This is a genomic window from Nocardia barduliensis (assembly GCF_013315795.1).
GTDB classification, from domain to species: domain Bacteria; phylum Actinomycetota; class Actinomycetes; order Mycobacteriales; family Mycobacteriaceae; genus Nocardia; species Nocardia barduliensis.
Genome location: NZ_JABLTE010000016.1, coordinates 69,230 through 82,852, shown reverse-complemented (window position 1 = coordinate 82,852; position 13,623 = coordinate 69,230). Strand labels below are relative to the sequence as shown.

The following is a 13,623-nucleotide window of genomic DNA, read 5'->3' as shown; positions in this document are numbered from 1 at the left end:
GATTTCGCTGCTCCGGTGCCGCTCATGTAGCCTGTTCGGGTTGCTGACGCAACGACCCTCCTGCCACGGACCGTCCGTGGCCGTTTCCTAGTCCACAGGAGGTGATTGGTCCGTGCGTCATTACGAAGTGATGGTCATCCTCGATCCGAGCCTGGACGAGCGCACTGTTGGTCCGTCGCTGGACAACCTGCTCAGTGTCGTTCGCACCGAAGGCGGCAAGATCGACAAGGTCGACATCTGGGGCCGCCGCCGGCTCGCTTACGAGATCGCCAAGCACGCCGAGGGCATCTACGCCGTGGTCGACCTGACCGCCGAGCCCGCCACCGTGAGCGAACTCGACCGCCAGCTCGGTCTCAACGAGTCGGTGCTGCGCACCAAGGTTCTGCGCCACGACAAGTAGTCCGGCAACCCTCGTTTGCGTCGGAGTCTGTGCCTAGGCTCTAGCGCAACAGCGAGACGCGGACTGCACACCGAGCAGGAGGAACCACATGGCAGGCGACACGGTCATCACCGTCATCGGAAATCTGACGGCCGACCCGGAGCTTCGATTCACGCCGGCGGGAGCGGCGGTGGCGAATTTCACCGTCGCGTCGACCCCGCGGGTATTCGACCGTAATTCGAACGAATGGAAAGACGGCGAAGCGCTGTTCCTGCGCTGCAATATCTGGCGCGAGGCCGCGGAGAATGTCGCCGAAAGCCTGACCAGAGGTTCCCGTGTCATCGTGAGCGGACGACTCAAGCAGCGCTCCTACGAAACCCGCGAGGGTGAGAAGCGCACGGTCGTCGAGCTCGAGGTCGACGAGGTAGGCCCCTCGCTGCGCTACGCAACCGCGAAGGTCAACAAGACCAGTCGCGGCAGCGGTGGCGGCGGCTTCGGGTCCGGCTCGGGCTCCGGCAGCGGTGGCAGCTACGCCTCCTCCGGTAGTGGCGGTGGGCGTTCCGGCGGTGCCGAGGACGACCCTTGGGGCAGTGCGCCCGCGGCCGGCTCCTTCGGGAGCGGCGGCCGCATGGATGACGAACCGCCGTTCTGAGAACGGCCACAACGGCCCGCTCGATTCGGGCCATCACTGATTACGGAGTACAAGACCATGCCTAAAGCGCCCGCGCGCGAAAAGGTGCTCAAGAAGAAGGCTTGCTCGTTCTGCAAGGAGAGCAAGACCGGAACCGTCAACATCGACTACAAGGACACGGCGTTGCTGCGCAAGTACGTCAGCGACCGCGGCAAGATCCGCGCCCGCCGCGTCACCGGCAACTGCGTGCAGCATCAGCGCGATATCGCGGTTGCGGTCAAGAACTCGCGTGAGGTCGCCCTGCTGCCCTACGTGTCGACGGCTCGCTGAGAAAGGGAGGCACACAAATGAAGTTGATTCTGACTGCTGATGTGGACAACCTCGGTGCCCCCGGCGACACCGTAGAGGTCAAAGACGGCTACGGCCGCAACTACCTGCTGCCGCGCGGCTTGGCGATCGTGGCCAGCCGTGGCGCGCAGAAGCAGGTCGAGGGCATCCGCCGGGCGCAGGAAGCCCGCCGGGTTCGCGACCTGGATCACGCCAACGAGCTGAAGCAGGCCATCGAGAACCTGGAGTCGGTCACGCTGTCGGTCAAGACCGCTGGCACCGGCAAGCTGTTCGGCTCGGTGACCCAGTCGGACGTCGCGGCGGCCGTCAAGGCGGCGGGTGGCCCCGTCGTCGACAAGCGCAGCATCGAGCTGCCGAAGGCGCACATCAAGACGACCGGCAAGCACGCCATCGTGGTGCACCTGCACCCGGATGTGGTGGCCAAGTTCACCCTGACGGTCGACGCCGCCTGATTCGAGGAGCGCGTCGAGGACCGCTCCCGTCTGTCATCGGGAGTGGTCCTCGGCGGTGCCCGCATCCTCGGGTTCGGATTGATTGCTAATTGTTTGCCTAATGGCGGATAGTGCCATAAGGGGCAATTCGGGGTTTCCACCACCCCGCCGACACCGCAATTCCCGAACCTGTGGATTACCGGCCGAACCGACCGTTCGCAATGTGATTCAAGCCATATGCGGCTCACGCGCTGTTAACCCAACACGCCCGGCTGTTCAACTTGGCCGACACGCCGGGACTTCATTAATCCACACGTGGAAATCTGTGGAAGTCACTATCTATCTGCGGGTTTGAGCGCGCCTACCTGGGTTTTCCCCAAGTTGTACACAGGGGCTGCACACGGTTGGGTGAACTCTCCCCAAGTTATCCACAGCTGTGTGCACAGTGTGGTTTGGCGCATCCCCATGGGGTCGCCTAGGTTCGTCGCAACGCCGTACGCGAGCCGCTCCCAACAGGGTGCACGCGCGGGTGCCGCGCCGGTAGCTGAGCCCCTGGCCACCGGTTATGCCGAAGGTGTCGGTGCCACGGAGTAGAACGAGTCAACAGGGTGGAACCCGGTCGTGGGGTAGAGAGGACGGTCGAGTCTGGTGACAGCCACCGATGACCGCGGACACACGGACTTTCCCCCCGAACCTCCCGGCGAAGACTTCGGCCGCCAGCCCCCGCACGACATGGCGGCCGAGCAGTCGGTGCTCGGCGGCATGCTGTTGAGCAAGGACGCGATCGCCGACGTCGTCGAAGTCATTCGTCCCGGCGATTTCTACCGTCCCGCCCATCAGGCCGTCTACGACACGATCCTCGATCTCTACGGCCGCGGGGAACCCGCCGATCCGGTCACCGTCGCCGCCGGCCTGGACCGCCGTGGCGAACTCAAGCGCATCGGCGGCGCGCCGTATCTGGTCACACTCACCCAGACCGTGCCGACCGCGGCCAACGCCAGCTACTACGCCGAAATCGTCGCGGAGAAGGCCATCTTGCGCCGCCTGGTCGAGGCGGGCACCCGGATCGTCCAGTACGGCTACGCGGGCGCCGACGGCCAGGACATCGCCGAGGTCGTCGACCGCGCCCAAGCCGAGGTCTACGAGGTCACCGAACGCCGCACCAGCGAAGACTTCCTCCCCCTCGAAGAACTGCTCCAGCCGACGATGGACGAGATCGACTCCATCGCCAGCCGCGGCGGCATCTCCCTCGGCGTCCCCACCGGTTTCACCGAACTCGACGAGATCACCAACGGCCTGCACCCAGGCCAGATGATCATCGTCGCGGCGAGGCCCGGTGTGGGTAAAGCGCTGGCCCTGGATACTCCGCTGCCCACGCCCACCGGGTGGACCACCATGGGAGAGGTCCGGGTCGGCGACGAATTGCTGGATGCCGACGGCCTTCCCACCCGGGTCGTGGCCGCCACCGAGGTCATGACGGGCCGTCCCTGCTATGAGGTCGAGTTCTCCGACGGCGCCGTGCTGGTCGCGGACGAACAGCACCAGTGGCGTACGGAGACGAGAGCGTCTCGCCGCTCCAGGCGGGCACGCGCCGAAGTGCGCACCACCGTCGAGATCGCGAAGACGCTGCGCAGCGACACCGCCGATCGCAAGCCGAACCACTCGGTCACCAATACCGGCCCCCTGCAACTGCTCCCGCGCACATTGCCGGTGCCGCCCTATACCCTGGGCGCCTGGCTCGGCGGCGGAACCTCCGCCGCCGCCCAGCTCACCTGCGCCGATCCAGAGATCATCGCGCGTATCGAGGCCGAGGGGATCGTCGCCGCGCCGTCGCGATCGGCTCCCCCGCGTTATCAGCTCGGACTGCCCGAGGACGAGCCGATCGCCGCACGTGAGCACATCCCGACCGACTACCTGCGGGCTTCCGAGCAGCAGCGCCGCGCACTCCTGGCCGGACTGTTGGACACCGACGGAACTGTGACACACGAAGGCTCCGTCCAGTTCTCGGTCACGAATGCCCGGCTCGCCGAAGACGTGCGCGAACTGATCGTCAGCCTCGGCTACCACTGCCATGTTTCCACCGAGCGAGTCGCTGGGCGTTCCGAGGAATCGTCCACCGCGTACACCGTCACGTTCGCCACCGACGACGTAGTGTTCGGTCTTCATCGAAAGGCCATACTGCACAAGGAACGGCGTGCGAGCCGCAGCGCCGTGCGATCGGACTCGCGATTCATCGTCGACGTACGCCGGATCGATAGCGTGCCGGTGCGCTGTGTGGAAGTGGACAACTCCGACCACCTGTATCTGGCCGGGCGCTCGATGATCCCGACGCATAATTCGACCCTTGGCATGGATTTCATGCGCAGTTGCTCGATCAAGCATGGCTTGGCGAGCGTTATCTTCTCGTTGGAGATGAGCCGGACCGAGATCGTCATGCGTTTGTTGTCGGCGGAGGCGAAGATCAAGCTCGGGGATATGCGGTCCGGGCGGATGAGCGACGACGACTGGACCAAGCTGGCGCGGCGGATGAGTGAGATCAGCGAGGCGCCGCTGTTCGTGGACGATTCGCCGAACCTGACCATGATGGAGATCCGCGCCAAAGCGCGACGCCTCAAGCAACGTCACGATCTGAAACTCGTTGTGGTCGACTACCTCCAGCTGATGACCTCCGGCAAGAAGGTCGAATCCCGCCAGCAGGAAGTCTCGGACTTCTCCCGGAACCTGAAACTGCTCGCCAAGGAACTCGAAGTGCCGGTCGTCGCGATCAGCCAGCTCAACCGCGGTCCCGAACAACGAACCGACAAGCGCCCCATGGTGTCCGATCTCCGCGAGTCGGGAAGCCTCGAGCAGGACGCGGACATGGTCATCCTCTTGCATCGCCCCGATGCGTTCGAGCGCGACGACCCGCGCGGTGGTGAGGCGGACCTGATCCTCGGCAAGCACCGTAACGGCCCCACCGCGACGATCACCGTCGCCCATCAGCTGCATCTGTCCCGCTTCGTGGACATGGCCCGCGGGTGATGATGACCGCGTAGGGTCAGTCTCCCGGCCGGAGGTCCTGTTGCGCTTCGCGCAGCGCCGCCCAGGCGTCACCTACGGGACCCACGTGCCCGAGCTTGTCGGGGTTGCTCACCGAGCGGATCGTCTGGATCTGTCCGTCGAGGATGTCGAGTACCCAGGTGTTGAGGACCTTGCCGTCCCGGTCGCGGAAGATCGCGCCGGGCTGGCCGTTCACCTGACGCGACTCCACTTTCGCGCCGATTCGGGCGAACAGCGGGCACAGCGCGGCGAGCGCTCGGCTCACGTTCTCGGCGCCGACGAACCGGTCGGCCCACTGCGGGGCCTTGCCGCCGCCGTCGCCGACCATCTGGACGTCGGCGGCCAGCAGTGCGGTCAGCCCCTCGATGTCGCCGTCGCGGAACGCGTCGAGGAAGCGTCCGGCGAGTTCCGCGCGCTCGATGCCGTCGGCTTCGAAGCGGGGCCTGCCGAGGTCCATGTGGCGGCGTGCCCGCACCGCGAGCTGGCGGCACGCCGCCTCCGAACGCCCTACCGCCGCCGCGACCTCGCCGAAGCTGAAGCCGAACACTTCCCGCAGCACGAAGACCGCTCGTTCGAGCGGGCTGAGCCGTTCGAGCAGCAGCAGGGCCGCCATGGACACCGAGTCGGCCAGCTCCGCCGACCGCTGCGGGTCCTGGTAGGGGTCGGTCAGCAAGGGTTCGGGAAACCACGGCCCGACGTACTGCTCGCGCCGGACGCGGGCCGACCGCAGCACGTCGATCGAGATCCGGCTCACGGTGGCCGACAGGAATGCCTTGGCCGAGACGGGGTTGGTCGGAGATGCCTCGTAGCGCAGCCAGGTCTCCTGAACCGCGTCCTCGGCCTCGCTCGTGCTGCCCAGGATCCGGTAGGCGATCGAGAACAGCAGCGGCCGCAGGTCTTCGAACTCCTCGATCCGGGTCACGTCAGCTCCTCGTGAAGTGGTGTGTGATCAACGCACGCCCGCCGAGGCGGGCTGTGCCGCTCGCCCGCCGCGGACCGGGTGGACTTTCACCAGGGCACTGGCCCCTCCGCGCTGAAGAACCCGGCGGTCGGGCCGTCCGCGTCGAGCGTCGCGAAGCGCACCAGGATCGCGGCGCCTTGCGCGACGGTCAGGACGCCGGTGTGATTGTTGCTGTCGGTGTCGACGTAGCCGGGGGCGACGGCGTTGACCAGGATGCCGTCCTTGCGCAGCTCGTTGGCATACTGCACGGTCAGCGCGGTGAGCGCGGATTTGGACGGCGAGTACGCCGCCGACGGTAGCAGGGCTGCGAAGGGGCCGTCCGGGTCGCTGCTGAGGGCCAGCGACGCGGCATGCGAACTGACGTTGACGATGCGCGGCGCCGGTGACCGCCGCAGCAGCGGCAGCATGGCGTTGGTCACCGCAATCACCCCGAAGACGTTGGTTTCGAACACCGCCCGGACCATGTCCACATCGACGGTGCTCGGGATCTGGTCGAACGCCTCCATGGGCGAAACCTGTCCGGAGCCGGTGATCCCGGCGTTGTTGATCAGCACGTCGAGATGCCCGAAACGCGCTTCCACCTGCTCAGCGGCCGCTGTGACGGTGGTCGCGTCGGTGACGTCCAGGGTGAGCGCGTACGCGTCGGCGCCTGCCGCGCGCAGCGCCGCCGCGGCCTCCTCGCCGCGCCCCCCGTCCCTGGCGCCGAGCAGGACCGTCATGCCCAGCGCAGCGAGTTGCTCGGCAGCCCCACGGCCTATTCCCTTGTTCGCCCCGGTGATCAGCGCGACCTTCTGCTCGTTCATGATCAGCTCCTTGCTGTGAGAGGTGTGTGGTTCCGCACAGAACCGGTCTTCGGAACCCGAGACGAGACAGCCCATCCGGCTGTGACATGCGGGCCGAAACAAGCGGGGCAGGAGTCTCGCCGGCCGCTCCTGATCGAACTGCCGAGTAACGCTCGGGTCCCTTGCGGCGACGTCCTCGGTGACGTATGGCCCGTCGGGGGGCTTGTCCGTCCACTTTGTCGGTGTATGGAATGGGGATCAGGACATGGCTCTTCGCGAGTTCTTCGCGCGGCATCGCATCGCTTCGGCGGTCGCCGCGCCGGCAGTGCTGGGGGTGGCGGCGGTTGTCGCCGCCTCGTTGGCACTGACAGCTGCGCCGGAAAATAGGGATACGCAGCTCACGTCGTCGGTTACGGAATGCCACGACATGGTGACCATCTCGGTGGCCGGTCGCAATGACACCCCGGTGGCCGGGACCACGAAGATGCTCGTCGATGCCAACGGGAATCCGTTGCCCGCCGCGCTGTCCGGTGACCACAGCAGTGAGTGGGTCGACCCGGTGGTGAACGCACCGGCCGATGACGTCGATCCCGGCGCGTACGCTGCGGTCTACATCGCGTACCCGGCGAACATGGCCACCTACGAGGACGCCGTCAACGCCGGTGTCGCGAACACCGAGCAGGTGATGCGGGAGATCGCGCAGGCTTGCCCCGACACCAAGTTCTCCATCGTCGGCTACAGCGAGGGCGCCGACGTCGTCCGTCGCGTCGCGATGAAGATCGGCCATCAGGAACCCGGTCAGGACGGGGAGTACGGGATCGTCGATCCGGACGATGTCGTGGGCGTCGTCATCCTCGCAGACTCGGGTCGCTCGGCCGGAGACGGGCCGTTCCCCGGATCGAAGGATCCTTTCGGTAACCCGGACGGCTTCGACCAGCAGTATCAGAACGGCAAGAACCCGGTTCCCGGTCAAGGTGCGGTGCAGGGCACCAGCGGTGATTTCGGTGCGTTGAACGGCAAGATCGCTTCGTTCTGCTCCGACGGAGATCTCACCTGCTCGGCGCCGGAGAACATCTCCCTGCTGCAGCTGGTGGTCAACGTGGGCAGGCAGTTGAACGTCGACGCGCTCGAACGCGACGGGCTCACGCCCGCTACGGGGCAGGACGTCGCGGTGGTGCTCGGCAGGATCGCGTTGGCGGCGTTCGCTGATATCCAGTCGCAGCCGAACTGGATGCAGAGCGACGAGACCTTCCTGCAAGTACTGCTGAGAGTGTCGGATCCGGCGTACAAGCCGGGCGAGCAGCCGAAGGCGCCTGCGAAGGCGGACGCGATTTCCACCGAACAGATGTCGCCGCTGGCCTACCTGCCGCAGAAGGTGCTCAACGAGATCATCGGCCTCATCGTGACGAACCAGAACACGATCCCGGTGATCCTCAGCGACCCCTACAATCTCACGCTCGGCCCGAATCACTCCGGTCACCACTTCGACTACTGGCACGACGCCGACCCCGCCGCGGGCAAGCCGCTGACCTCCGCCGAGTACGCGGCTGCCTGGCTCACCCACCTGGCGAAGCAGGCGCAAGCGGGTAAGCAGGTGGACCCGACGTCCAAGCCGCAGGAGGCCGACCTCGCCGCGGTGTACAAGGCGGTGACGACCTCCTCGGCGGCGCCGACGACCGAATCCGCCGCGGCATCCACCACGGCGCCGACGACCACCGGCGCCGCGCCGACGACCACCGGCGGGGCGACCACCGCGACGCCGCCGTCGGAAACCTCGAGTGCGACGACGACGCCGCAGGTCACCACCACGCCTGCGCCGTCCGCGGTCGCGGCGCCGGTGGAGTCCCCGAAGACGACCACCACCGAGTCGACCACTACGACAACGCAATCCACGGCGCCGAGCACCAGTTCCACCGCGCAGGCGTCGAATTGATCGACCCGCGGGCTCGCGATCACCGCCCCCAGGCGAGATCGCGAGCCCGCGGTGTCTTCAGACCAGGCCGCCGTCGGCCCGGAGAAATCACTCCTGAGCTGCCGAACCTATAGCGACGACCCCGAGGTGGCCGGAACCGGTCGAGCGGGAGCCACCCGTGATTCGGCACCGGCGTCGCTTCGTGCGAAGGGGCCGACCGTAACAGCGCAGCCGCGCGCATTCGTCGGCCGTCGCACCGGCGCGACTGGCTGCTGAACGCCGCGCGCCGGCTTCATGGACACCGCGCAGTCAGGACGACGCGCTGAGCAGGTTGCGCTTCAGCACTTCGATGCGGCGGCGCTGGAGATCGGTGAATTCCTCGGGGTGGTGGATCTCCACGCTCAGCCGACCGTCGTAGGTGCTGATGACGCAGGTGCCGCCGCCGGGTTGCTGCGGGCGACGACCGGTGAGGTCCGGTTTGGCGAGCATGGTGGAGTGGAAGTCAACGATGCGCAGCGCGTCCTGCTCGGGCAGTGGCGCGATAGTGCCCCAGTTCGTCGCGATGACCACGCCGGGCAGGGCGGGCATCGGCGCGGCCGCCATGTCGGGGATGCTCAAGGGTGTGCGTTGCACGATGCCCGCCGTCAAGCCCGCGTGCAGGGCCTCGCTGATGCCGCGGGCCGATTCCACCAGCGTCACGTCGGAGGCGGGCGACAGATAGTTGGCGAAACCGAGGACGTTCGTCCCTTCGGTGGCGGCGATCTCGGGGCTCACCCTGGTGCGCAGGTCGACGGAGTACAGGTAGAGCAGCCCGGTCAGCGGGAGTTCACGAATCTCGGCCTCGGTCCGCAGCAGAGCCGCCGACACCAGACCGTGCACCGTCACGTTCTCGCGATGCCCCAGTGCGACCAGCGCCGCGGTCTCGTCCCGGGTGAGCAGGCAGCGGGTGGTGCGCAGTATCGGATACTCGTCGTCGCGCGGCGGCGGAAGCGACGGTGCGGTGGCGGAGGACTCACCGGCGGGCACGGAGCCGGGCAGCGCCATCTTCTCGATGCCCCGCGCCGCGAGCAGGTTTTCGATCGGTTCGGGGAACGCGTGCACCGGCAGCTCGGGCGCACGGCCGCCGACCGCGTCCCGGTACCCCGTCCAGAGTTCGGTGACGACGGCGAAGGCGTGATACGCATCGGCGATGCTGTGATGGATCATGAGCGTGACGGCGGCGGTGTCGCCGTCGCGCACCACGCACAGGGCGCAGACACCCGCGCGCTGGTCGAATTTCGCCCCGGTGAGCGGGAATCCGGGGTCCGCGTCGGCGAGGAAGATCTCGGGCGTGGCGTCTGTAGCCGCGAAGACGTGGCCACCCCCGTCGGACGCCTCGATGCGGGCGCGCAGCATCGGATGCGCACGGGCGACGGCCTCGAAAGCAGCGGTCAAGGCGCGCAGGTCGAGCCGACCGGATACCCGGGCCGAATAGCCGATGAAGACCTCGCCCGCGGCGAACATCTCCTCGCTCGGGGCAAGCCGGCGGATCACGTCGACCACGATGATGCATTCCCTTCGCTCCCGGCGAGATTAGCCCGAACCTTCTGTCGGCGCGCAACATTCGCCGAAATCGGTCGAACGGGACGGGATGCGCCGGCCTTGTCACGAGCGGGAATTCGATCTGTCGGATGATCGGATCACCTGGATAGGCTCCGGGTGGTGGGAAGCGAGCGGATTCCATTCGAACCGAACCGTCCGCATCGAACGGCGGTCCCGCGATGACGCGCCGGGGGTGGGCGTTGTTCCTGGCCATGGGCGTGATCTGGGGCGTGCCGTACGCCATGATCCGGATCGCGGTGGAGGATCTCGACCCGATCGTGGTCGCGTTCGGCCGTACCCTGATCGGCGGGCTGCTGCTTTTGCCGATCGCGCTGTACCGCGGCGTGCTTGCTCCGGTGCTGCGGCGGTGGCGGCCGCTGTTGCTGTACACACTGGTGGAGATCACCGGTCCGTGGTTCCTGATCGGGTACGCCGAGACCACGCTGCACAGCTCGACCGTCGGCCTGCTGATCGCGGCGGTGCCGCTGATCGCCGTGGTGATCGTGACCGTGCTGGGCCACGACCGGTTCGACGCGCGCCGGGTGATCGGGTTGCTCGTCGGATTCGCGGGTGTGGCCGCGCTGGTCGGCCTGGATGTCGACCTGGGGAATCCGGCGGCCATCGCGGCGATCGGCCTGACCACGATCGGATACGCGGTGGGCCCGATCGTCATCAGTCGCGCGCTGGCCGATCTGCCGCCGCTGGGCGTGGTGACCGGGTCGCTGCTGCTGGCGGCGGCGATCTACGCGCCGTTCGCGGGCTGGCTGTGGCCTGCGCGCGTCACCGCCGACGCGGCCTGGTCGGTCCTCGGCCTGGCGGTGCTCTGCACGGCCGCGGCGTTCCTGTTCTTCTTCGCGCTGATCGCCGAGGTCGGCCCCGCGCGCGCGACGGTGATCACCTACATCAACCCCGCGGTGGCGATCCTGCTCGGCGTTACGGCACTGGACGAGCCGCTGACCGCGGGCATGGCAATCGGCTTCCCGCTGGTGATCCTCGGTTCGGTGCTCGGAACGGCACGCGGTCGCGACGAGCCGCCTGCTGCGGACCGGCCCGCGCCCCCTACACCGGAGGCAGCCGTCCAATTGCCCGACAGGTAATCGCCAGGGGGCGTGGGCACGCGGAAAATTCGAACGCGCCGCACGCTCGCGGCCCCGCCTCCAAGGATTCCCCCGCGTCGATCACTGTGCCCGCCACTCGAACGATGGTCGGAGAGTTGTTGCGGCGAATCGGTTCCGGCGATCCCGAAGCGGTGGCCGAGCAAGCGGTTTGATCACCCGGCACCACATACATATACGAGGACAGGCTCGCCGTCACCCAGGCATTCGCTCCCGCGGAACGAGTCCGTAATACGCTGCTCAGGGTGCTGGATCCGATCGAAGACTGCGCAGACGAACGCTCCGACGTGGCCGCTACCCGCGCCGCCTACGACGACATCGCCGAGTTCTATACCGAGCATTTCCGGCACCATCTCGCGGGCGCGACGCTGGACCGGGCCATGCTCGGCGCGTTCGTGGAATCCGTGACACGCAATGGTCGCGGACCGATCGCCGACCTCGGCTGCGGCCCCGGACGGATCACCGGCCATCTCGCCTCGTTGGGTGCGCGAGTGTTCGGCATCGATCTCTCGCCGCGAATGGTGGAGCTGGCTCGCGTGGAGTACCCACAGCTGTCCTTCGCGCAAGGTTCGGTGGAGCAGTTACCGCTGGGCAATGAGGCGCTCGGCGGCATAGTCGCGTGGTACTCGTTGATCCACACCCCACCCGAGCGCGTGCCGCACGTGTTGAACGAGTTCTATCGGGTACTCGCGAACAAAGGGCACGTACTGCTGGCTTTCCAGACGGCCGACCTGCCCGATGCGGTGGAAGCATTCGACCACAAGGTGACTCGCGCGTACCGCTGGGCGCCCAAACGGCTCGCGCGGTTGCTCGGCGCCGCCGGGTTCACAATGAAGGCTCGCATGGTGCGCGAGCCGGAGCCCGACGAGCGGTTCGGGCAGGCCTACCTGCTGGCTGCGAAGGATCGGTGATTCACCGAGCACGGTCCATCCCGTCCGGGTAAGTTCGTCGTGTCGCGGCGATTTGCCGGCTGCGCGGACCCACCGACAACGTGGTCGATCTGAACTCCACACACTTGCACCGTGTCGTCAGGGGGCGACTCATCATGGAATTCATAGCGCCGGTCGATGCCATCTTCTTACTCGCCGAATCCCGCGAGCAACCGATGCATGTCGGATCGCTGCAACTGTTCGAGCCGCCAGAGGGGGCGGGAGACGACTTCGCCGCGCAGGTCCACGACAAACTCTTGGACAGCACAGAGGTCGATCCGATCTTCCGCAAGCATCCGGCAACGATCTTCGGAGCGCCGCAGATGGCGTGGACGCACGCCGAAGAGGTCGAGCTCGACTATCACGTGCGGCGGCTGGCCGTGCCCGGGCCGGGGCGGATGCACCAGCTCGTCGACCTGGCCTCCGGGTTGCACAGCAGTTTGCTCGACCGGCATCGCCCGCTGTGGGAGTTCCATCTGATCGAGGGCCTCGCCGATGGCAGGTTCGCGCTGTACTCGAAGATGCACCACGCGTTGATCGACGGCGTCTCCGCACAGCGCCTGCTGCGCCGTACGCTGACCAGCGATCCGGCCTCCAGCGCAACTCGGGTGCCGTGGCACCTGCCGCGGGGCAGGCGCAGGTCGGCGACCGGCGCGGGGAGCGCGGCCCGCAATCTGGTCTCCGCGGCGACCTCCGGCGCCTCGATGCTGCGCGCCGCTCGTACCGCCCTGCTGGGGCAGCAGGCGAACCTGCCGTTCACGGCCCCGCGCACCATGTTCAACGTGCCGATCGGGGGCGCGCGCCGATCGGCGGTGCGGTCCTGGCCGATGGATCGGTTGCAGCAGGTGAAGAAGGCCACCGGCTCGACGCTCAACGACGTGGTGCTCACGATGTCGGCGGGCGCGCTGCGGCGCTACTTGAGCGAACGAGACGCTCTGCCCGACAAGCCGTTGATCGCGATGGTGCCGATGTCGCTGCGCGGCGAGGAGGACGACGAGACCGCCGGCGTGAAGGTGGGGGCGGTGCTGTGCAACCTGGGCACCGACATCGCCGATCCGCTCGACCGGTTGCAGGTGGTCAGCGCGTCGATGCGCGACGGCAAGGACATCTACCGCACACTGTCGGCCAACCAGACGATGGCGCTGTCGGCGCTGATGCTCAGCCCGCTCGCCCTCAACCTCGTGCCCGCGCTGATTCCGTTGACCAATCCGACCTTCAACCTCGTCATCTCGAACGTGCCCGGCCCCCGCGAACCGATGTATTGGAACGGTGCGCGGCTCGACGCGAGCTACCCGCTGTCGATCCCGTTCGACGGTCAGGCGGTGAACATCACGGTGACCTCCAACGCGGACCACCTCGATTTCGGCCTGGTCGGGTGCCGCCGCAGTGTGCCGCAGCTGCCCCGCCTGCTCGATCACCTGGAGCAGTCGCTCGCCGAACTGGAGCGGGCCGCCGTCTGACACCGCGGTGCATTCCCCGGAAAACTAGAACGTGTTACTGTCGATGCATGGTGCG

At 67.2% G+C, this 13,623-nt stretch carries 12 protein-coding genes; 9 read left to right on the top strand and 3 right to left on the bottom strand.

Annotated features, from left to right (window positions below):
• Positions 1 to 112 precede the first annotated feature (112 nt).
• The 5 genes from rpsF (at position 113) to dnaB (ending at position 4,810) form a co-directional block, all read left to right on the top strand.
• Positions 113 to 400 (top strand): 30S ribosomal protein S6, encoded by a 288-nt coding sequence (gene rpsF / locus HOV91_RS09845; RefSeq protein WP_039803204.1) that lies wholly within the window; start codon positions 113 to 115, stop codon positions 398 to 400.
• A gap of 88 nt (positions 401 to 488) precedes the next feature.
• Positions 489 to 1,031 carry a single-stranded DNA-binding protein gene (locus tag HOV91_RS09840; protein ID WP_174185133.1) on the top strand — a complete coding sequence of 181 codons (543 nt, stop codon included), beginning with the start codon at positions 489 to 491 and terminating at the stop codon, positions 1,029 to 1,031.
• A 57-nt stretch (positions 1,032 to 1,088) separates the two neighbouring features.
• On the top strand, positions 1,089 to 1,340 hold the full coding sequence (gene rpsR, locus HOV91_RS09835) for a 30S ribosomal protein S18 (RefSeq protein WP_043734341.1): 252 nt from the start codon (positions 1,089 to 1,091) through the stop codon (positions 1,338 to 1,340).
• A 17-nt stretch (positions 1,341 to 1,357) separates the two neighbouring features.
• Positions 1,358 to 1,810, top strand: coding sequence for a 50S ribosomal protein L9 (gene rplI / locus HOV91_RS09830; RefSeq protein WP_174185132.1), 453 nt, complete (start codon positions 1,358 to 1,360; stop codon positions 1,808 to 1,810).
• Between the two features lie 627 nt (positions 1,811 to 2,437).
• Positions 2,438 to 4,810 carry a replicative DNA helicase gene (dnaB, locus tag HOV91_RS09825; protein WP_312884541.1) on the top strand — a complete coding sequence of 791 codons (2,373 nt, stop codon included), beginning with the start codon at positions 2,438 to 2,440 and terminating at the stop codon, positions 4,808 to 4,810.
• Between the two features lie 16 nt (positions 4,811 to 4,826).
• On the opposite strand, the gene HOV91_RS09820 is transcribed toward dnaB, so the two are convergent.
• Entirely contained in the window at positions 4,827 to 5,750 is a 924-nt protein-coding gene (locus HOV91_RS09820) for an RNA polymerase sigma-70 factor (protein WP_174185131.1), read from the bottom strand.
• 86 nt (positions 5,751 to 5,836) lie between these two features.
• Entirely contained in the window at positions 5,837 to 6,592 is a 756-nt protein-coding gene (locus HOV91_RS09815) for an SDR family NAD(P)-dependent oxidoreductase (RefSeq protein WP_174185130.1), read from the bottom strand.
• A gap of 244 nt (positions 6,593 to 6,836) precedes the next feature.
• On the opposite strand from HOV91_RS09815, the gene HOV91_RS09810 reads away from it, so the two are divergent.
• Positions 6,837 to 8,504, top strand: coding sequence for a cutinase family protein (locus HOV91_RS09810; RefSeq protein ID WP_174185129.1), 1,668 nt, complete (start codon positions 6,837 to 6,839; stop codon positions 8,502 to 8,504).
• Positions 8,505 to 8,792: 288 nt separating this feature from the next.
• Here the strand turns inward: HOV91_RS09810 and HOV91_RS40805 are convergent, their stop codons facing one another.
• Positions 8,793 to 10,025 (bottom strand): phthiocerol/phthiodiolone dimycocerosyl transferase family protein, encoded by a 1,233-nt coding sequence (locus HOV91_RS40805; RefSeq protein ID WP_174185128.1) that lies wholly within the window; start codon positions 10,023 to 10,025, stop codon positions 8,793 to 8,795.
• A gap of 218 nt (positions 10,026 to 10,243) precedes the next feature.
• Here HOV91_RS40805 and HOV91_RS09800 point away from each other — a divergent pair, with 218 nt between their 5' ends.
• The 3 genes from HOV91_RS09800 (at position 10,244) to HOV91_RS09790 (ending at position 13,568) form a co-directional block, all read left to right on the top strand.
• Complete coding sequence (locus HOV91_RS09800; RefSeq protein ID WP_174185127.1) at positions 10,244 to 11,161, top strand: DMT family transporter; 918 nt, start codon at positions 10,244 to 10,246, stop codon at positions 11,159 to 11,161.
• Positions 11,162 to 11,424: 263 nt separating this feature from the next.
• Complete coding sequence (locus tag HOV91_RS09795) at positions 11,425 to 12,090, top strand: class I SAM-dependent DNA methyltransferase (RefSeq protein ID WP_312884540.1); 666 nt, start codon at positions 11,425 to 11,427, stop codon at positions 12,088 to 12,090.
• A gap of 134 nt (positions 12,091 to 12,224) precedes the next feature.
• Entirely contained in the window at positions 12,225 to 13,568 is a 1,344-nt protein-coding gene (locus tag HOV91_RS09790; protein ID WP_174185126.1) for a WS/DGAT/MGAT family O-acyltransferase, read from the top strand.
• Positions 13,569 to 13,623 lie beyond the last annotated feature (55 nt).

Bases quoted from the DNA above. Each gene is read 5' to 3' on its own strand.
- rplI (WP_174185132.1), top strand. From the start codon at position 1,358: ATGAAGTTGATTCTGACTGCTGATGTGGACAACCTCGGTGCCCCCGGC.
- HOV91_RS09800 (WP_174185127.1), top strand. From the start codon at position 10,244: ATGACGCGCCGGGGGTGGGCGTTGTTCCTGGCCATGGGCGTGATCTGG.
- HOV91_RS09840 (WP_174185133.1), top strand. From the start codon at position 489: ATGGCAGGCGACACGGTCATCACCGTCATCGGAAATCTGACGGCCGAC.
- HOV91_RS09810 (WP_174185129.1), top strand. From the start codon at position 6,837: ATGGCTCTTCGCGAGTTCTTCGCGCGGCATCGCATCGCTTCGGCGGTC.
- HOV91_RS09815 (WP_174185130.1), bottom strand. From the start codon at position 6,592: ATGAACGAGCAGAAGGTCGCGCTGATCACCGGGGCGAACAAGGGAATA.
- HOV91_RS09790 (WP_174185126.1), top strand. From the start codon at position 12,225: ATGGAATTCATAGCGCCGGTCGATGCCATCTTCTTACTCGCCGAATCC.
- rpsR (WP_043734341.1), top strand. From the start codon at position 1,089: ATGCCTAAAGCGCCCGCGCGCGAAAAGGTGCTCAAGAAGAAGGCTTGC.